The sequence below is a fragment of the Pedobacter sp. B4419 genome, from assembly GCF_059693725.1.
In genome coordinates this window covers 2,197,404-2,215,056 of sequence record NZ_JCASSL010000001.1, presented here as the reverse complement: position 1 = coordinate 2,215,056, position 17,653 = coordinate 2,197,404, and the positions used below count along the sequence as shown (strand labels likewise).

The window sequence follows — 17,653 nt, the reverse complement described above, 5'->3', positions numbered from 1 at the left end:
GCGTTTAAAAAATTGGCTTCTCTAGATTTCTAGCAAAAAGGTTGCCAACAAAAAAAGACCAGCACGTTTAACGGCTGGTCTTTTGTATCTATATTGAGACATTTGCAATGTCTCCTAATTTGTCTGATTAAGCGAGTACTTTGCTTACCAAGTCGGCAGCTTCTTTTAAGGCAATGGCTGAATATACTTTCAATCCTGAATCATCAATCAGTTTTTTAGCTTCTTCTGCATTGGTACCTTGCAAACGGCAGATAATTGGAACTGGAACATCACCGATTTCTTTGTAGGCATCAATTACGCCTTGGGCAACCCTGTCGCAACGAACAATACCACCAAAAATGTTGATCAAGATGGCTTTTACGTTAGGATCTTTCAAAATAATGTTGAAAGCAGCTTTAACGGTTTGTGCATTGGCAGTACCGCCTACGTCAAGGAAGTTGGCAGGCTCGCCACCGGCAATTTTAATGATATCCATCGTTGCCATGGCCAATCCAGCACCATTTACCATACAGCCAACGTTGCCGTCAAGCTTTACATAGTTCAGGTTGCTTTCGCTTGCTTCAACTTCTGTTGGATCTTCTTCGCTTTTATCGCGCATTGCAGCGTAGTCTGGGTGACGGAACAAAGCGTTCTCATCCAAATTTACTTTGGCATCAACTGCAATGATTTTATCATCGCTGGTTTTTAAAACCGGATTGATTTCGAACATTGCCGAGTCGGTTTGATCATAAGCTTTGTACAATGCTGCAACGAATTTTACCATTTCTTTATGCGCAGCGCCGCTTAGGCCAAGGTTAAAGGCAATTTTGCGTGCCTGGAAGCCTTGAAGACCAACTTTAGGATCAACTTCTTCCTTGAAGATCAAGTGTGGCGTATGTTCTGCTACTTCTTCGATATCCATACCGCCTTCGGTACTGTACATAATGATGTTAGTTCCATTGGCACGGTTCAACAAAACGCTCATGTAAAACTCACTGGTTTCAGATGGACCTGGATAGTACACATCTTGTGCAACCAAAACCTTGCTCACTTTCTTTCCTTCAGGACCAGTTTGAGGGGTAATCAATTGCATGCCTAAAATATCGGTTGCTCTTTGTTTTACCTCGTCTAGGTTTTTGGCCAGCTTTACGCCACCGCCTTTACCTCTGCCACCTGCATGGATTTGGGCTTTAATTACAACCCAGTCAGAGTTATAGTCGGTTTTCATTTTTTTGGCGGCTTCAACAGCTTGATCAACTGTATCGGCAACGATGCCTTCTTGTATGGCAACGCCAAAACTTTTTAGAATTTGTTTACCTTGATATTCGTGGATATTCATTGCTCAAAAATTTGCCCAAATCTACAATTTCAAAAGCTTTATGCCAATAGCAACAGGTCGATTTTTTAATAAATAGTGCTTTTGTGTTCGAGAAATTACAAAATGTTTAATTCTAGTTGTATAGGGCATGAAAAGAATGGCCTAGAAAAAGAAAAAGGAGCAATTTTGCCCCTTATCAATTTATGTACAAGTTGCCTTAGTAAGTGGGGCCATTGTAATACACCGTTCCAGAAGAAAGGGGTATTTAATTAAAGGTTAATTTTTGCGGTTGGCATTTTTACCATATGCAAAAATTGGTGATGATGGTTTTTCGGTCTTTTAAGAATCCAATATAAACTGCTTGGTCTCGATCTGCATATTCTCTTGAAAAGCCCACTTCAATTAATTGTTCCTTGTTCCCGATTATTTTGTCGAATTCTTCACTGCTAAAATGGACTCCGTTTTTGATGAATTTCTTATCTGCATCAAGTTGCTTATACAGCTTTTGATAGTCTTTCGGTGCCAGTATGATTTCCGAAGCCGAACAATAATCGCCGTGAAGGTCGGGATTGGAAGCCGATTTGTTAACTACCCTTGCACTTTCAGGCGGATCGGTAAGTGTAATTTTCTTAAAATCTTCTAAATAAAAACTATCCGTTGGGTAAAATGAGATGTAAACTTCATAAATATTCCAGCCACCAGCAATAGCAAAAACAATAACAACCAAAATCTTCAAGACTCGATTTTTAAGTATTTTATAAATGATATAACCAAGCCAAATTGGCATCGTCATAACCAAGAAGCCAATAATGATTAATGCTATAAATACTAAACTTTCCATGATTTATTCGTTGTTAATTTATTTAGTTAAAGCCTAAGTACTGATTTGTTTAACCAAAACAACCCTGCCGTTTTTAAAATGGATTTCCAAAAGATCCGGATCAATATTACTAATACTTGGTGTTAAGCCAATATCATAGTACCAAAGGTCTTCGCTATTTCCATTGCTGTTTTCCCGGCCTAAAAGCTGTATGACTTCTGCTCTGGTTTTTCCTATCAAAATTTCGCTGTTGATTAAGTCTTTGGTGAGTTCATAACGCATTTCAGGATCATTCCTCCATTTTTCCTTGTCAAAATCATGATTTGCATGGTAGGTGGGTGCAAAGAGAATCAAAAAGACAAGCGCTAGATAGATAATCGGAGTACTTGCTAAAGTAAGCAAAACGGTAATCACTTTTCTTTTAGTAGCATTTTCTACAGATCTAAAAACCAGGCTCCAAAATAAGCAGAGGGCTAGCGCCAAAAAGAAAAGGATAAAATAAACTTCAATGCCCATTTGAACAGATTTTTAATGTGCTACACGGTACCAATTTCCCTCAATGTGGCGTATGCCCTTGATGCTCCCAAAAATCATGTCCTTCAGCGAATCTTTATCTTCAGTGTAGACAAATGCAGAAAAATGGTCTAAAAACCCTCTGTCAATAAAAAAGGTTACCCTTAATTTGCCATTCTCTTTGTCAATGATGATTTCGTTTCCGCCATTAGAAACAGGTGGAAACTGGTACTCCTTCACGTAATAGACATTAGATTCTGTAGCGATTTCTCCCGATTTGATCATACGAACAATCTCGTTCCTCGCCGATTTTCTAATTGCCCAATCAACTTTTTCCATTTGATCTTCAACAAACAATGCCAGCGTACCAATAACGACAGAAAAATAAAGTGCAATCAAATGAAATTTATGGTTTTTATGTTCCTTCTTGGTGATCAATATGATTAACGTCGCCGTAAGCATTAATGCGATAATTGAATAGGGTATCATTAAAAAGAAACTCAAGAAGCCAAATGCGCAATAATAAAAATAAGGAGCCTGGAAAAGTGCTAAAAGGATTAAGACAACTGAAAGGATGTTTTTAAAGGTGTTCATGTTAGGGGGAATTAATTGGTTAAGGTTAAGCCAGTAAAAGTTTGTTATTGATGGTTTTTTGGCTCAGCTAACCATAACGATGATAAACGCTAAAATCAGCAATGCGATAACGATTAAACTTCCCATGATTTGTGAGTTTGCCAGTTTGTAGTAGCTTCGCTTGCAGTTTCATTTCTCGTTCTCAGTTTTTTAATGGTCTTTCTGAATTTGGATTGCATCTTTTTCCAATAGCTGGTAAAATGTACATGGCCAGCCTTGAACAGCTGTTGGTGCGCGAACCAAACCGTTAAGATGGTGGCATAGTAAAAGCAGGTATAGAAAACAAAGGAAAACCCCCGCATGAGTTTGTTCTTCTGTTGATAAATCAAGCTTAACCGTTCCAGTTGAAAGGTGATATGAGCAGCTTCGTCTATTAAAATGTCCGTACAGATCTGTTTGAGCAACTTGCATTGAGTGGCATCCTTTAGGCACTGGTAAAAAACCTGTGCGGTGCTTTCTACGGTAATGACGGCAATCGTCCAGAATTCCATATCCGTATTGAGACCTCGTACTTTTCTGAACAAGCTGTCGCCCCAGTCTTTTTTGATTCTCGGTTCGCCAATCCGATCGAGGTATTTACCCAGGTTTTCGCCATGTTTCTGCTCTTCTTTGATAAACAGCCTGATGGCGTCTACATAATGTTTGTCGTTGAGTTTAGCGGCATGTTTACTGGCGGCATTGATCAGGTTAGTGCCTTCAGAAGTTTCTCCCAATTGCCAGGCTTGCAGCGAAGCTAGGATTTCTTGTTTTTCATGAGTGGTTAATGCAGGGCTAACTGTCCAATCAATCCTTTCTTTTTTAAGGTTTTGATCAAAGTAGTCTTTCCAATAGCTGGAGCTTTTCATGGTTTGGTTTTTAGGTTAAGGGATGAGAGCGTTAAATAGATTAGAGAGCATCAGATTTAACCAGTTTTTTTAATGAAAATATTTACGGGCTTCCCATTCGCGGTAGTTCCATGAAAGCCAGGTCGTATTGTCGTAACGTTTTTTGAAATTGGTAATCCTTACATCCAGGCGTTTGTTAAAAGCCAGCTCTGCTTCCTGTTGTTCGGTTAACTTGTTTACTGCGATGTCTGTTTTGGTTGTGTCGCTAGAAACAGTAGTGATAGGCAAAGGCCAAAATTCAGAATTTTTTAAACCTGCATTTAACAGTTTTCGGTTCTGATCGAGCAGGGGCAGGGTTTGGTCAGAAAGATCGGTTAAGTGATCAATGTCTATCGCAGCAGGTTTTTGGTTTTTAAGGTTATATTCCACTATAAACACATCCCAATTCACGAAACAGAAGGCAAACAAGAGAATATACCAAGCCAAGCCATTTGCTTTGCAGAGGAAGAAAAAAGTTCTTCGCTTTGCCACTTTTAAATAGACTGTAGCCAGACCAATGGTACAGAGCAACAAGAAAACAACTACACCGATTCTTTTGTAAGTTAAGCCGTACATCAAAATGTAGTTGTAGTCTCTTAGCCCTACCGAAAGCACCAAAAAGGTATTTTGTACAATCCAGATGATGGCCAACAGCTTTAAGGTTTTGTTTTTGCGGTAAAAATTGAGGTTGCCATTAAAGAAGTAAAGGATAACGAGCATGGCTAATACAATGCTGAGGATAAGCGCATTTGTACCATCATGCAATTCTGATGCGTAGTTGGTTACGGTTTCTCTTTGTGCATTTAGCCATAAGGTGCTCAAGTCTATCAGATTCAAAAACAGTAACAAGAGGTTGAGCAAGGCAAAACAGAGCACACCAACAATATTTTCTGTTTTGAGGGCCAGTTTTCTTTTAATAAAGCTGCCCAAGAAGAGATCAGCTAGCTCATAGCCAAAAGTATTCTTGTTGCGTTTTCTGTTGCGCACCAATTGCTCCTTGCATTTGAGTTCGAGTGCCTCAACACCATTTCCCTTCAAACCAAGTAAAATGGCTGTGGTAAACATAATGCCCAATATTACATGCATCACACGGATAAAACTCAGATCGGCGAAGAAGAAGTTATAGATATTGGTAAAAAAAACGGAGATCCCATTGGTGAGCTGATCAAGGTATTTGGCAAAGACTTCGTTTGCATTGCTATACAAGGCGGTAAACAAGATGAGTACAAAGATGGGCAGTACCACATACTTAATGGGTTTACCCAATGGCTTCAGCGAAAAATTGCCGATCCTCACATTCATTATTCTTTGGATGAGGTTGAAAGGAGAGGTGAACAATTGCATCAGGAATGAAATAATGGCGGTAAAAACACCCCTGATCAATTGCGCATGGGCAAAACCCACAAATACCGCAAGACTGATGTACCAGGCAACTATGGTTAGCCCCGATTGGTTATAAACTACTAGAGCTCCGGCCAATAAGTGCGTAGCACCTAGTATAAACAGTTTTCCGCTTTTGTGTATGCCTTTGTCAAATAGCAAGGCCAGTATAATAAATACCGAATAGAGGAGGAGGTTGAGTGCCAGTCTTTCCATCCAGAAAAGAAAGGTGAAAAGGAGTCCTCCGGCAAAAATGGCGAGGAGCTTGAAATCTAATTTTTGTTCCATTTGAATTTGTATGAAGGTTTAGATATTGAGTGCAATGCTTGCGTAAATAAGCGAGAGTGGAATGTTTAAGAGCATAATGCCCAGGGAAATGAACAATTGTGTACGATCTTTTGCATTGGTTAATATTTCGATGAGTAGGAGCAGTAGGAAAATACCATTAACGATTGCAGCAAGTACAATATAGCCGAGACCTAAGAACATCAATTGTGTAAATTGAGTGATGCAAAAAAGTAGAAAGATGACGGTTCCTAGGATAGCCGAATATTTTGCGATTTGCTTGCCCATATTGGCCGTGAAGTTTTTTTCTGGTGTTTTCATTTTTAAAAAGTACTTTGAAATTCAAAGTTAAAGTATAAAAAAAATTAAATTCCTTTGATCATTTTTTCCAAAGCATCTAAATGTGCCTTGAAATGCTGTTTGCCCAAATCGGTAATCATATAGGTGGTATTGGTTTTTCGGCCAACAAATGCTTTCTGTACCTTGATGTATTCGGCCTGCTCTAAAGTCTGCAGGTGCGAAGCCAGGTTGCCATCAGTAAGCTCAAGCAATTGTTTGAGCTCGTTAAAGCTCACGCGCTCGTTCACAATCAAGATGGACATTACGCCAAGCCTGATCCTGCTGTCGAATATTTTATTTAAGGCCTCTATAGGGTTTTTCATCTGTTTAATTTTTGTTTTCAGCGATGATGAAGCTGCGATGATTTAACCATTCCACTTATGTAATTCAGAAAATACGGCACTTTCATGAGCTAAATTTTGATAAACGATACCTATTTGGCCTTTTCATATTTAAAGTACATGATAACTCCATAAATAACATGGAGTACACCAAAGCCAATAGCCCAAAAATAAAGGCCATAGCCAATGTAAAACATCGCAATCAGCCCCAAAATTACTTCACATATCCCTAAAAAACGAATATCCGAATAAGTATACTTGCTGGCATTGATCAATGCCAAGCCATAAAAAACCAAACAAGAAGGTGCAATAAGGGCTACGTTGTTGTGTTCGATGAGCAAAGCCAGGATGAATGCGCCTCCGGCGAAAAGCGGAATGAAAAGGTTGGTCAAAAGCATCCTCGACGACCTGTCCCAAATTGGCATATTTCTTTTTTTGCTTTGTCTGTAGGTAAAAAGAAAGCCGCCAACAAGCGCCACAATCAATACAATAATGCCAAGTTTTAACAACCTAAATTCGATGTCTATATCTGCATCAACGCCATAGCCGTACTTGCCATTACGGTAATTGCCTAGTTCAAGATAGGCAAAATAGGCGCCTGCGAGGGCTGTGATACCTGCAAATATACCTGATAGGCCGCTTAAAGAGATAAATCTAGAAGAGCGGTCCATCATGTTTCTGATATCGCTCAGGGCATTCAATTGTTCCTCTTGGTTACTCATATTAAAAGCACTTTGTTTTTCAAAGTTATGTAGAAAAATCAAAGTCGCAAGTTTTTTCGAAAAAAAATATAAAATAAAGCCAAAGCAAGGTTCATTGTTTTGACCAGCTCTGCTTTATTGGTAGCTGAATTTTAAAATAGCTCGATCTTAATTTATAAAATAATAACTTTGTGCCATGCTAAAAGCGATAGGTATTAAGAAAGCTTATGGAAGTCTACCTATATTAAAAGGGGTGGATTTTGAAGTGGCACAAGGCGAAATTGTAAGTATCATTGGGGCTTCTGGTGCAGGAAAAAGCACTCTGTTGCATATTCTTGGCAGTTTGGATAAACCAGACGAGGGCACCGTAGAACTCAAAGGCACTAAAATCAACAAACTTTCTGGCGATCTGCTCAGCGTATTCAGGAACGAGAATATCGGCTTTGTTTTTCAGTTTCACCACCTATTGCCAGAGTTTACAGCTTTGGAAAACATTTGTATTCCGGCATTTATTGCTAAAAAGAGCAAGAAAGAAGCTGAAAAGAGGGCACATGAATTACTGGCTCTTTTTGATTTGAACGGAAGGGCAGACCACAAGCCGAATGAACTTTCGGGTGGTGAACAGCAACGCATTGCCGTAGCGCGCGCGCTGATCAATAATCCGGCAATTGTTTTGGCTGATGAACCTTCGGGTAACCTCGATTCGGCAAATGCCAATGCACTGCATCAATTGTTTATCAATTTGAGAGACAATTTTAAGCAGACTTTTGTCATTGTAACCCACAACGAAAGCCTGGCAAAAATCAGCGATAGGGTAGTTACCATGAAAGATGGTTTCATTATTTAGGATCAAGATTTGAAGTTGTTAATTACCGGCGGAACCGCCCTTGCCCCATTAAAACTGCTAAAGGCGTTTGAGCAATACGAAGTTATACTGGCCGATTATGGCGATGTACCCATGCTCAATTCCAAAGCTTATCAAATGATGAGCCTGGGCTTAAAAAACGAAGAGACCATAGCCCATCAAATATTAAGCAGCTGCCTAGATGCAGACATTACTGCTGTTTTGCCTCTCTATCCTTTCGAAATAAGTGCATTGGCCAAAGCCAAAGTTCTGTTTGGCGAATTTGGTATTCAGCTTTTGGTGCCAAATGATGATGAACTAAAGCTTTACCTGGACAAAGGACAAACACCTAAATTAAACGACTGGGCTGTTTATGAAGTCGGTAAACTAGTATACGCCAGCACCGAAAATCAGGTTTGGCAAGAACAGCAAGGCTTAAATGGCGCCTTTGCATGGACTGATGGCCAACTTTCTTTAATCACAATCTAATTGAATTTATGGCATTTGAAACTTATCTAAAAACCAAGAAAGCCTTTGTTTTCGGCTTAGACGATGTGCTTTATCCAAAAAAAGACTATCTCTTGCAGGTTTATTACCTTTTTGCCGAATTTATGGCTTATACGGAACAGCTTGATTCGGTAGCGATGATTACTTTCATGCAGACAGCATATTTAGCGAACGGAGCCGAAGGTATTTTCGATAAAACTGCTACTCAGTTTGGAATTGATAAGAAATACCAGCATAATTTTGACCTGTTGCACGAAAATGCAAGGTTGCCATTAAAATTGTTGCTTTACCAGCAGGTATTGACTTTTATGCAGGAAATCGTCGTTGAAAGGAAAGAGATCTTTATTTTGGTTGATGGCAATCCGGCCGAGGCCATCAATAAAATCAAGCAAATGGAGTGGAATGGTTTGGAACAGTACCTCAAGGTGTATTTTACAGCCGAGTTTGAGCCTAAACCATCATCGGCAAGTATCGATTTTATGTTAGCACAGCATACCCTGACTAAAGAAGATATGGTAATTATAGGCGATAGCAAAAGAGATGAGAACTTTGCGGCTGATTTGAACATAGAATATTTTAGTGTAACAAAACTATTGTAAAAAAAAATCCGTTAATTAGTATCGATTAACTTATTGAGAATGAAACTAAAGTCACTTACTGTTTTGGCCATGCTAGCTGTAGCATTGGCATCTTCTTGCAAGAAGAGTAAAACAACGCCTACACCACCACCTACACCAGATCCGCCAGTTACACCAACGGCATCAAGAGCCGATCTGACAAGGGATTCTATTTTTCTTTATGCCAAGGAAGTTTATTTGTGGAATACAGCATTGCCTACTTACGAAATATTTAATCCTAGAAAATATACAAATTCAGGATCGGCTTTGGATAATTATGATGAAGAATTGTTCGAAATCACCAAGTACTCCATCCCTTATGAATACAAGGCTGGAGCAACGAGTTCTAAATATTCTTATATACAAGACCGGGCTGATAAAAATCCTACGGCTTCTATTGCGACCACAGCATCAGTCGATTTAGAAGGCAATGGTAATGATTTTGGAATTAGGGTAGGACTGTATGGAACAACTGCAAGTTATACCGTATATGTTACCGCAGTTTATCAAAATTCGCCAGCCGAGAAGGCAGGGTTTGTACGTGGCGATAAAATCGTAAAAATGAATGGTGTAACTTATGGTACCAATTACAGTACGGCGCAAAGTAATTCCATAAACGCAGCTTTAAACGGTACAACCTTAAACCTGGAAGGGATAAAGAGTACTGGCGATAGCTATACCACATCGCTGAACAAAGCTGTTTTTAAAAGCAGCCCGATCTACAAATCTAAAGTGATAACTGCCGGTACAAAAAAGATCGGTTATTTGGCTTATGCCAGGTTTTCAAATCCTGATAATTCAAATACTGCCTTAAATGCAATCTTTAGCGATTTTGCAACAAACGGCGTTACTGATTTGGTGGTTGATTTAAGGTATAATGGTGGCGGTTATGTAGCAACGGCTGAGTATTTAACCAACCTGATCGCACCTGCTGGTACTACAGGAGTAATGTATACCGAATATTACAATGCAACAATGCAAGCCGGAAATGCCAAGATATTAAGTCATCAGCCTTTGCTTGATGGAAATGGTAAGGTGCAGTATCAAAACGGCAAAATGGTAACCTATGCAGACGTTAATTATTCTGTTGCCGCCAATACCAATAATTTTGCAAAAAAAGGTGCTTTGGGCAATGTACAGAACGTTGTTTTCATCGTGACTGGCAACACGGCTTCAGCCAGTGAGCTGGTGATTAATAGCCTTAAGCCACATATGAATGTTAAATTGGTCGGCCTAACCACCTACGGCAAACCCGTTGGCTTTTTCCCTATTACCATAGAGAACAAATACGATGTATATTATTCTTTGTTCGAATCCAAAAATTCATTAGGCCAAGGAGGTTATTACAATGGAATGGTTCCTGATGCAGTTGATGATGAAATTCCTACTGGTACGGTGATGTACGATTTTGGTAATGTAAATGATAACTTTCTGAAAAAGGCAGTAGGCATTTTGGCCCCAGGTGTTACCGTAACCAGCCAAGCTAAATTATCTGTAGTTCAAGAGAGAAACCTTGCTGTAAAATCGGGTCAGGTTATCGAGACAAACCTAGACAACAAAGAGTTTGTAGGGATGATTGAAACCCGTTTGAAAAGAAAGAATTAATAGCCAATTCATAATTGAAAAAGACCACTAAATGTGGTCTTTTTTGTTTATAAGCTAACTTTTATTTTACATTGAGTTTATAAAAAGGTGCCTGCTTTTTTTGTCTAATTAGCAAAAAATAATTAAGCTTGTTATACACAAAACACGAATGCACTATGACTAGCGAATTGATTGAAAAAGAAACTATAGATGTTACTAAGATCGTACCTTCTCCAAGCTCACTCTCAGAAGAACTAACCAACAGATTAGCAGCGACCCAGCGATTGGGAAACGAATTTAAGGCTAAAGCTACTATTGAATTTAACACTATTGATGGACCAAAAAGAGTGAACACTACAGTTTGGTCGGTAACTGAAAAATACATCCAACTCAAAAACAATATCCATATTCCGATAAAAAGCGTAATCGATATCGATTTTTAAAACAAAAAAAGCCCGCTTCAGCTATCGAAACGGGCTTTTATTTTGAATTTAAGCTTATTGCTTTTTCATTTGGAGACTTTCCCTAAAAATAGCCTGAATGTCTCTTTGCTTGTCGATATTTACGATCACTTCCTGTATTGCATTGGCCGCATCGATAAAGAACTGTTTGTTGATGTTCTGGAACTCGTCTGTAGCCTTATGATAGTCTTTATGATCTTCCACCCCAAAATAGATGAACGGGATGTTTTTGGCATTAAAAGCTCCCTGATCGCTTTGGTTGGTCCAGTCGTCACGGCCTTGTTTAGGGTCATCGTGGCCCAACAATAATTTAAGATTAGGATTGGTTGTGATCAAAAATGGTTTTAACTGCGGATATTTGAAGGTGCCACTTGCATAAAGTTCTTGCTTGTCATTATGGCTAATCATATCCATGTTAATGTTGAGCTTAATTTTCTCAAGTGTCACTGGCGGATTGGCTACAAATGCCTTCGCCCCTTGAAGCCCCATTTCTTCGCCGTCGAAAATGGCAAAAATAAGGGTATTGTTTGGTTTGTTTTTCGAGAAATATTTGGCAAACTGTAAAAGCCCGGCAACGCCAGAAGCATTGTCATCGGCACCATTGTAAATCTCGTTCTTAATTACACCAACGTGATCATAATGGGCCGAAATCACAATAATGTTATCCATTTTACCTTGTATGTAAGCAATTAGGTTTTTGCCTTGAACAGCTGCTGCACCATTACGGCCTTTGATTTCGAAAGCCTGCTCGTAGCCGGTTTGGCCTGGATAAGGCTTCAATCCGATTTCTTTTAACCTCCCTGTTAAATAGGTCCTAGCCATTTCGCCACCCTTTGTTCCGGTTTTGCGCCCTTCATAAGCATCAGAGGAGAGTACTTCTACGTCTTTAAGCAATTGTGCTCCGGTTTTATTATCGGTTTGTGTGGTTTTAACTGTGCCACAGCTTATTAATAAAGCTAATGGAATCAGAAATATTCTTTTCATTGATCTTGGTTTTGTTTTGGAACTAAGGTAAAGATATTAGGGGATAAATTATGCGTTTGACTTTTGTAAAAACTTAATGCGAAACCTCAATGTTGTAAGATTAATCTTAATTTGGGACATTATTCAAACTAAAATTAGACAAAATGGAATATAGACGTTTAGGAAAATCTGGCCTGCAGGTAAGTGCGCTTTCTTTTGGAAGCTGGTTAACTTTTGGCAACCAGATTAGCGACAAAACTGCTGATGAATTGATGGGTATAGCTTATGATGCCGGCGTTAATTTTTTTGACAATGCCGAAGGTTATGCCGAAGGTAAATCGGAAATCGTAATGGGCAAAATTCTGAAAGCCCAAAAATGGGATCGCGAATCTTTTGTAGTTTCTAGCAAAGTATTCTTCGGTACAGAAAACAAAGGTCCAAACAGGGTGGGCTTATCTCGCAAACATGTAATTGAAGCATGTAATGGAGCATTGAGCAGGCTGCAGGTTGATTATTTAGATCTATATTTTTGCCACAGACCAGACAAACAAACACCAATAGAAGAAACGGTTTGGGCAATGAACACCCTTTTGCAACAAGGCAAAATCTTGTACTGGGGTACTTCGGAGTGGAGCGCTTCAGAAATTATGGAAGCTATAGCAGTAGCTAAGCAATATAATTTGATTGGCCCAACCATGGAACAGCCCCAATACAATTTGTTTGAGCGCCAAAAATTGGAAAATGATTACCTCCACCTCTTCAAGGAACATGGATTGGGTACGACCATTTGGTCTCCATTAGCTTCTGGTCTTCTTTCTGGTAAATATTCGAGTGGCGATGTAAAAGATACACGCTTGGAACTGAATGGATTGGAATGGCTAAAGGATAGGGTAATGGCGACAGAGAAATTGAAAAAAGTGGAAGCATTGAAAAAGCTGGCTGATAAAATGAATCTTTCGGTAGCTAAACTATCGCTAGCTTGGTGCCTTAAAAACCCAAATGTAAGCACTATGATTTTGGGTGCATCTAAACCTGCACAGCTGAAAGAAAATTTAACGGTTTTAGAGGTCGTACCTTTGCTAACAGATAAGGTAATGGAAAGTATTGAAAAGATTATGGGTACCAAACCCGTATTGTCTCCTTTTTAAGGGTCATCCGCTTTCAAAACAAAAAAGTCTCTAGGCATTTATCTAGAGACTTTTTGTTTTTTCCGAAATGAAGATCTTGTATAATAACTAAGCCCAAGCGCACAACTTGGGCTTAATTCCAAATAAATTATCCGACAAGAGCGTCTGATTTAATTTAGATGCGGGTAAAATGACTTAGCGTTTTAAAGTTGGCTAAATCAACGGATATATTTAAATGATTTATATAGAAGCGTTAAAATCTTATACGAAATGGTCTGTTTGTTATATGAAACCATTTCTGCGATGATGCATACGTCCCCCTATAACTAGTGAACATATGCGCTGGATCTATCTATTAAATTCAAAAATCCCCAAAGTTGCGGCGCTACTTTCTGGATCGTTTGACGCTGGGGTGCTGGTAAATACTGCAGTACAGGTCTGTTCGTCGCTGTAGCTACACTTATAGGTGTTTGGCCCTAATTCTCCTTCTTCAACCAGTTCAAGTCCAGCAATCGGTTCCCAACTCCATGAAGTGGGCGAGTGCATAACTTTGCCATAGTAAGAAGATTTAGGGGCTTTAAAAGCACTTTGAGTAAAAGCAATCGCAATTGCTAGGATGCAAGCTAGTGCACCAATTCTTTTGGTTTTCATAGTTTTAGTTTTTGATGAGTAAATAGGCTAGGGCAACCAAGCCCAAGCCATAAATTATGGTTAGATGTACGCTGTTTTTTTATTACCTCCTTTCTTCATCAGGATAATGGCTAAAGTGGAAAGCATTAACCAGAATAAGTTGAAATAAAAATGATCAGTCCAGCTGGTGTTTTCTAATATGCCACCACATGAACAGGGTATCGAATCAAAAAAATGATTGATAACCAAACCAATATAGATCGTAAACGTAAGCATCAGCACAAAGGACAGGTAAAAGCCATAAAGTTTGGTACGGCTAAAAAACAGAAATAAAGTAGCTATAAGTTCGGCTATGGGTAATAAAAAAAGCAGGCCTACCACAAGGAAATGTGGCAAAGGCTGATTAAACAATGACCACCTAAATGCTTTGATATCGATCAGTTTGGTGGCTAACGTATAACACCAAAGAAAGATGAAAGCCAAGGCGGCCAATTGAATAATCCGTTTTTCATAGGTAGATGAAATGCTCATTTTATAATGAATTATAAATAGCCGATAATTTATAGCTGACGTCAAAGCTCAGCGAGCCCATGGCTACGCCATCTGTCGAAAAATAGGTTTTATCAGAGCTTCTGATAATTTTTTCGGCTCCCGAATCTTCCTCATCGAAATTCACATTATTGAAATAGATGGGAAGCCGGTTTACGATTGCAAAACCAATCCTTACGGAAGCATAATGGATAAAATTTGCGGATAGCTTATCCAAGTAATTATTTTGCTTGGGATTGAGCTCGAATTTGCTTTTCATCCAATTTTTGAAATCTGTAGAAATAGAAATTGCTTCCATAAACAACAGCTCGTCTTTTAATGCGTAAAGCTCGGTTTGTAGGCTTTGAACGCCCATGGCGTTGAATTGAATTTTTTTCATAGCGTTTATATTTGAGTAGATGTTTAGGCAAAACTATACGCTAATACATTGCTCTACAAGGTAAATTCATTGTTTTTTAACGAGACGGTAAAAATTAGCAACGAGGCGGTGAGGTAACTATCTGTCGCGTTTATATTTTATTTTATTGGAAAAATATTAGCTTTAAGTACCTATCTAGAAAAACATATTTATGCGAAACAAAACTAATACCCATTGGTATTTATCCTTATTGTTTTATATCTTCCTAATTCCCTATTCGGCTCATTTCCTGATATCGATAAGAGAAAGAGATAGCCTCATTAGTCGTTTGAACAATAAATACTATTGGATTGCATTGGCCTACACGCTTTTGCTTTCTTATGGTTTTACCTTTTTTATTGCAAGAATGTCTGTTTTTTTGGATAAGCACCCAAAGCTGATCAATAACGATATTGCGAGAACAGGCTGGCAATTGTTACTCGGAATGTTACTGCCCCTGATTTTGGTTGTACTTGCTACAACAGCATACTTCGATTATTTTGGAGAAAGTATAGTTAAAAGGGGTTATTTTACTTATGAACTGCCAATTATAGTGCTTTATCTGGCAATTATCAATGGGTTTTACCTTCTCATCTATGCTAACAATCAGGCAAGGGTTAATAAAAGGAATTACCTGAAGCAAAAAGAATTGCTGGCAAAAGATAAAAGGATATTGATTTATAGCAAAGGTGCGCAGCTGCCGATTAGCGTTTCGCAAATCGCAATGATCGATCAGGTACAATTGATCAATTGGCTGATTACCCATGCCGGAGAAAGCTATATTATTAACCTTTCTTTAAAGGAAATCAACAATTTGCTGAGCAATTATGAATTTTTCCAAATTAACCGTAAGCAGATCATTGCCAAAGCCATCGTTAAAAAGATTGTTAATGGCTCTTTTGGGAAATTGGAGCTTACGCTAGGTATTCATTATGCCAAGCCGGTAATCGTAAGTAAAGACAGGGCCAAACATTTTAAGGAATGGCTTGCCGAGAAACCTTATTGATCCTCCAGGCTAGAAGTATCTTCCCAATCAGCTGCCTTTTTATGCTCTTCCTTGGCATAATCATGTGCCTGTTCATGAATCGGCTCAGTATCTTCAGATTGGTTTTTGATTTTCGTTTTACTTACACTATGCGGTTCTGCATCTATGTTTTCGGCAGCAGGTTTTGCCTCGCTTTGTTTTTTCGCCAAATCGTGTTCTCTAGCTTCGCGGTCGTGGTTTTTACCTAGGCCCGCAATATTTTCATCATATCCCATAACAAATGCTTTTGGTTTTCATCCAATACAACAACGAAGCAACACAAAGGTTTGGGAGGCTAGTAAAAACTTAAGCTGGTTAAATCAGTTTTTCGAGATCTTTTGGCAAGAGCGGTTTTTTGAGCAGTTTGATTACATAAGGATTGGCTTCTGCTTTTTGAATATCACCAAAATCTAGGGTAGAGGAGAGCATGGCTACCGGACAAGTATCTGTAAACGACTTTGGAAAACGTTTAAATTCTTCTAAAAAATCAAAACCATCCATGTCGGGCATCTGAATATCGAGCAAAATAAACTGTGGCAGCCGTTCCTGGTCTTGCAAGTGTTTGCGCAGGTATTCAAGTCCCGCTTCTGCCGAATTGCATACAATAATATCGTCAAATAAATGAGTAATACTGATCAATTTGGCATTGATCTTTAAATCAATCTCATTATCGTCGACCATCATTACTCTTTTAGGGTTATTTGACATTTGGAATCACAATTTTAAAGGTGGTACCATGATTAACGTCTGAACTTACCGAAATACGGCCATCAATTTTATTGAGTGCTTCTTTTACTATAAACAAGCCCATGCCACTGCCGTGATGTACTTTTCCCTTAAAAAACTGGGTAAAAATCTTCTCCAAGTGTTCATTTAAAATACCCATCCCGTTATCTGCGATATTAATTTGCACAGCTTCGGGAGTGACTTCCACATCAATATTTACCTTTTTGTTGAGCTCTGCCGCCCTTTGGTATTTAATTGCATTTGAAATGAGGTTGCCTAGAATTACTTCTATCCTAAACAAGTCTCCACGAAAAGGAACAGGTTGGTCTACATGAATGATAAATTGGGTGTCTTTATCTGTATAAGCGTAAACCTCTATGAGTTCTTTGATCAGCTTTTTAAAATCTACCTCATTGATATCGGTAAGCGTTTTATTGTTCTTGTAATATTGAAGCGTCTTTTGGATGTAGTAATCGAGCTTGTTGGAACAGGTTTCGATTAGGCCCCAATATTCGCCACTCGAATTGAACAAGCCCTCCATTTTTACCAGGTTCACAATTCCTATAACAGATACCAATGGGGCTCTTAATTCGTGTGAAATACTGTAAATGAAGCGGTTGAGTTCATCATTTGTTTTTTCGAGCTCAGCCATCTTATTGCGCAGGTCTATCTTAGACTTATAGGCATCGTAAGCATTTTTGATAGAATTATGCAGTTCGAGATCGTTCCATGGCTTGGTGATGTACCTGTAAATATCCCCATGGTTAATGGCGTCAGCCAAGGCTTCTATATCGGTATAGCCGGTTAAAAGGATGCGTACCGGATCGGGGAATGTTTCGGTTATGCTTTTAAAAAACTCAACCCCCGTTGTATTGGGCATTTTTTGGTCGGCAATGATCACATGTACAGCTACATTTTGAAGTATTTTTAAGCCTTCGGCGGCAGAAATGGCTGTATAAATTTCATACTGCCTTCTGAAGCTGGCTTTAAATGCCTGTAAATTATTCTCTTCATCGTCAATGTATAAAACTCTTACACTCGGGGATCTCATT

The 17,653-nt window shown here is 38.9% G+C and carries 23 protein-coding genes; 7 read left to right on the top strand and 16 right to left on the bottom strand.

The features are described 5' to 3' along the window. Positions 1–127: 127 nt before the first annotated feature. From sucC to AC570H_RS09230, 9 genes are all read right to left on the bottom strand, one after another. Positions 128–1,318, bottom strand: a complete 1,191-nt coding sequence (sucC, locus tag AC570H_RS09270; RefSeq protein WP_497353967.1) for an ADP-forming succinate--CoA ligase subunit beta — start codon at positions 1,316–1,318, stop codon at positions 128–130. A 277-nt stretch (positions 1,319–1,595) separates the two neighbouring features. After that, the gene (locus AC570H_RS09265; RefSeq protein WP_497353965.1) at positions 1,596–2,033 is read right to left on the bottom strand and encodes a hypothetical protein; all 438 of its coding nucleotides are present in this window, start codon (positions 2,031–2,033) and stop codon (positions 1,596–1,598) included. Positions 2,034–2,171: 138 nt separating this feature from the next. Next, positions 2,172–2,633, bottom strand: coding sequence for a hypothetical protein (locus AC570H_RS09260; RefSeq protein ID WP_497353963.1), 462 nt, complete (start codon positions 2,631–2,633; stop codon positions 2,172–2,174). Between the two features lie 12 nt (positions 2,634–2,645). Then, a complete protein-coding gene (locus tag AC570H_RS09255) occupies positions 2,646–3,224 on the bottom strand; it encodes a hypothetical protein (protein WP_497353961.1) in 579 nt (192 codons plus the stop codon). Positions 3,225–3,337: 113 nt separating this feature from the next. Next, entirely contained in the window at positions 3,338–4,108 is a 771-nt protein-coding gene (locus AC570H_RS09250; protein WP_497353959.1) for a ferritin-like domain-containing protein, read from the bottom strand. A 69-nt stretch (positions 4,109–4,177) separates the two neighbouring features. Beyond that, on the bottom strand, positions 4,178–5,794 hold the full coding sequence (locus AC570H_RS09245; RefSeq protein WP_497353957.1) for a DUF4153 domain-containing protein: 1,617 nt from the start codon (positions 5,792–5,794) through the stop codon (positions 4,178–4,180). An 18-nt stretch (positions 5,795–5,812) separates the two neighbouring features. After that, a complete protein-coding gene (locus AC570H_RS09240) occupies positions 5,813–6,112 on the bottom strand; it encodes a hypothetical protein (RefSeq protein WP_497353955.1) in 300 nt (99 codons plus the stop codon). A 44-nt stretch (positions 6,113–6,156) separates the two neighbouring features. After that, entirely contained in the window at positions 6,157–6,453 is a 297-nt protein-coding gene (locus AC570H_RS09235; protein ID WP_497353953.1) for a winged helix-turn-helix domain-containing protein, read from the bottom strand. A 110-nt stretch (positions 6,454–6,563) separates the two neighbouring features. Beyond that, positions 6,564–7,193 (bottom strand): hypothetical protein, encoded by a 630-nt coding sequence (locus tag AC570H_RS09230; RefSeq protein WP_497353951.1) that lies wholly within the window; start codon positions 7,191–7,193, stop codon positions 6,564–6,566. A 175-nt stretch (positions 7,194–7,368) separates the two neighbouring features. Here AC570H_RS09230 and AC570H_RS09225 point away from each other — a divergent pair, with 175 nt between their 5' ends. The 5 genes from AC570H_RS09225 (at position 7,369) to AC570H_RS09205 (ending at position 11,167) form a co-directional block, all read left to right on the top strand. After that, positions 7,369–8,019 (top strand): ABC transporter ATP-binding protein, encoded by a 651-nt coding sequence (locus AC570H_RS09225; protein ID WP_497353949.1) that lies wholly within the window; start codon positions 7,369–7,371, stop codon positions 8,017–8,019. A 9-nt stretch (positions 8,020–8,028) separates the two neighbouring features. Further along, positions 8,029–8,505: a hypothetical protein gene (locus AC570H_RS09220; RefSeq protein WP_497353947.1), complete on the top strand. Its 477-nt coding sequence runs from the start codon at positions 8,029–8,031 to the stop codon at positions 8,503–8,505. An 8-nt stretch (positions 8,506–8,513) separates the two neighbouring features. Further along, complete coding sequence (locus AC570H_RS09215) at positions 8,514–9,122, top strand: HAD hydrolase-like protein (RefSeq protein ID WP_497353945.1); 609 nt, start codon at positions 8,514–8,516, stop codon at positions 9,120–9,122. A 39-nt stretch (positions 9,123–9,161) separates the two neighbouring features. After that, complete coding sequence (locus AC570H_RS09210; RefSeq protein WP_497353943.1) at positions 9,162–10,745, top strand: S41 family peptidase; 1,584 nt, start codon at positions 9,162–9,164, stop codon at positions 10,743–10,745. Positions 10,746–10,900: 155 nt separating this feature from the next. After that, positions 10,901–11,167, top strand: a complete 267-nt coding sequence (locus AC570H_RS09205; RefSeq protein ID WP_497353941.1) for a hypothetical protein — start codon at positions 10,901–10,903, stop codon at positions 11,165–11,167. Positions 11,168–11,221: 54 nt separating this feature from the next. Here AC570H_RS09205 and AC570H_RS09200 read toward each other — a convergent pair whose 3' ends face one another. After that, the gene (locus AC570H_RS09200) at positions 11,222–12,169 is read right to left on the bottom strand and encodes a M28 family peptidase (RefSeq protein ID WP_497353939.1); all 948 of its coding nucleotides are present in this window, start codon (positions 12,167–12,169) and stop codon (positions 11,222–11,224) included. Between the two features lie 143 nt (positions 12,170–12,312). On the opposite strand from AC570H_RS09200, the gene AC570H_RS09195 reads away from it, so the two are divergent. Continuing rightward, positions 12,313–13,296 (top strand): potassium channel beta subunit family protein, encoded by a 984-nt coding sequence (locus AC570H_RS09195; protein WP_497353937.1) that lies wholly within the window; start codon positions 12,313–12,315, stop codon positions 13,294–13,296. 327 nt (positions 13,297–13,623) lie between these two features. On the opposite strand, the gene AC570H_RS09190 is transcribed toward AC570H_RS09195, so the two are convergent. From AC570H_RS09190 to AC570H_RS09180, 3 genes are read right to left on the bottom strand one after another with little or no spacing between them, the layout of a single operon-like run. Then, on the bottom strand, positions 13,624–13,926 hold the full coding sequence (locus tag AC570H_RS09190) for a hypothetical protein (RefSeq protein WP_497353935.1): 303 nt from the start codon (positions 13,924–13,926) through the stop codon (positions 13,624–13,626). 60 nt (positions 13,927–13,986) lie between these two features. Further along, the gene (locus AC570H_RS09185) at positions 13,987–14,436 is read right to left on the bottom strand and encodes a MauE/DoxX family redox-associated membrane protein (RefSeq protein ID WP_497353933.1); all 450 of its coding nucleotides are present in this window, start codon (positions 14,434–14,436) and stop codon (positions 13,987–13,989) included. A 1-nt stretch (position 14,437) separates the two neighbouring features. Then, the gene (locus AC570H_RS09180; RefSeq protein WP_497353931.1) at positions 14,438–14,833 is read right to left on the bottom strand and encodes a hypothetical protein; all 396 of its coding nucleotides are present in this window, start codon (positions 14,831–14,833) and stop codon (positions 14,438–14,440) included. 190 nt (positions 14,834–15,023) lie between these two features. Between AC570H_RS09180 and AC570H_RS09175 the strand changes: the two genes are divergently transcribed. Further along, positions 15,024–15,857: a LytTR family transcriptional regulator DNA-binding domain-containing protein gene (locus tag AC570H_RS09175; protein WP_497353929.1), complete on the top strand. Its 834-nt coding sequence runs from the start codon at positions 15,024–15,026 to the stop codon at positions 15,855–15,857. Here the strand turns inward: AC570H_RS09175 and AC570H_RS09170 are convergent. From AC570H_RS09170 to AC570H_RS09160, 3 genes are all read right to left on the bottom strand, one after another. Then, positions 15,851–16,111 carry a hypothetical protein gene (locus AC570H_RS09170; protein ID WP_497353927.1) on the bottom strand — a complete coding sequence of 87 codons (261 nt, stop codon included), beginning with the start codon at positions 16,109–16,111 and terminating at the stop codon, positions 15,851–15,853. The genes AC570H_RS09175 and AC570H_RS09170 overlap by 7 nt on opposite strands. Positions 16,112–16,190: 79 nt before the next feature. Continuing rightward, positions 16,191–16,583, bottom strand: coding sequence for a response regulator (locus AC570H_RS09165; protein ID WP_497353925.1), 393 nt, complete (start codon positions 16,581–16,583; stop codon positions 16,191–16,193). Next, positions 16,573–17,652, bottom strand: coding sequence for a hybrid sensor histidine kinase/response regulator (locus AC570H_RS09160; protein ID WP_497353923.1), 1,080 nt, complete (start codon positions 17,650–17,652; stop codon positions 16,573–16,575). Before AC570H_RS09160 ends, AC570H_RS09165 begins: the two co-directional genes overlap by 11 nt. Between the last annotated feature and the right edge of the window lies 1 nt (position 17,653).

Coding starts and splice junctions, on each gene's coding strand:
- AC570H_RS09260 (WP_497353963.1), bottom strand. CDS start 2,633: ATGGGCATTGAAGTTTATTTTATCCTTTTCTTTTTGGCGCTAGCCCTC.
- AC570H_RS09200 (WP_497353939.1), bottom strand. CDS start 12,169: ATGAAAAGAATATTTCTGATTCCATTAGCTTTATTAATAAGCTGTGGC.
- AC570H_RS09170 (WP_497353927.1), bottom strand. CDS start 16,111: ATGGGATATGATGAAAATATTGCGGGCCTAGGTAAAAACCACGACCGC.
- AC570H_RS09160 (WP_497353923.1), bottom strand. CDS start 17,652: ATGAGATCCCCGAGTGTAAGAGTTTTATACATTGACGATGAAGAGAAT.
- AC570H_RS09230 (WP_497353951.1), bottom strand. CDS start 7,193: ATGAGTAACCAAGAGGAACAATTGAATGCCCTGAGCGATATCAGAAAC.
- AC570H_RS09175 (WP_497353929.1), top strand. CDS start 15,024: ATGCGAAACAAAACTAATACCCATTGGTATTTATCCTTATTGTTTTAT.
- AC570H_RS09185 (WP_497353933.1), bottom strand. CDS start 14,436: ATGAGCATTTCATCTACCTATGAAAAACGGATTATTCAATTGGCCGCC.
- AC570H_RS09225 (WP_497353949.1), top strand. CDS start 7,369: ATGCTAAAAGCGATAGGTATTAAGAAAGCTTATGGAAGTCTACCTATA.
- AC570H_RS09180 (WP_497353931.1), bottom strand. CDS start 14,833: ATGAAAAAAATTCAATTCAACGCCATGGGCGTTCAAAGCCTACAAACC.
- AC570H_RS09190 (WP_497353935.1), bottom strand. CDS start 13,926: ATGAAAACCAAAAGAATTGGTGCACTAGCTTGCATCCTAGCAATTGCG.
- AC570H_RS09195 (WP_497353937.1), top strand. CDS start 12,313: ATGGAATATAGACGTTTAGGAAAATCTGGCCTGCAGGTAAGTGCGCTT.
- sucC (WP_497353967.1), bottom strand. CDS start 1,318: ATGAATATCCACGAATATCAAGGTAAACAAATTCTAAAAAGTTTTGGC.
- AC570H_RS09245 (WP_497353957.1), bottom strand. CDS start 5,794: ATGGAACAAAAATTAGATTTCAAGCTCCTCGCCATTTTTGCCGGAGGA.
- AC570H_RS09205 (WP_497353941.1), top strand. CDS start 10,901: ATGACTAGCGAATTGATTGAAAAAGAAACTATAGATGTTACTAAGATC.
- AC570H_RS09250 (WP_497353959.1), bottom strand. CDS start 4,108: ATGAAAAGCTCCAGCTATTGGAAAGACTACTTTGATCAAAACCTTAAA.
- AC570H_RS09255 (WP_497353961.1), bottom strand. CDS start 3,224: ATGAACACCTTTAAAAACATCCTTTCAGTTGTCTTAATCCTTTTAGCA.
- AC570H_RS09165 (WP_497353925.1), bottom strand. CDS start 16,583: ATGTCAAATAACCCTAAAAGAGTAATGATGGTCGACGATAATGAGATT.
- AC570H_RS09210 (WP_497353943.1), top strand. CDS start 9,162: ATGAAACTAAAGTCACTTACTGTTTTGGCCATGCTAGCTGTAGCATTG.
- AC570H_RS09235 (WP_497353953.1), bottom strand. CDS start 6,453: ATGAAAAACCCTATAGAGGCCTTAAATAAAATATTCGACAGCAGGATC.
- AC570H_RS09215 (WP_497353945.1), top strand. CDS start 8,514: ATGGCATTTGAAACTTATCTAAAAACCAAGAAAGCCTTTGTTTTCGGC.
- AC570H_RS09240 (WP_497353955.1), bottom strand. CDS start 6,112: ATGAAAACACCAGAAAAAAACTTCACGGCCAATATGGGCAAGCAAATC.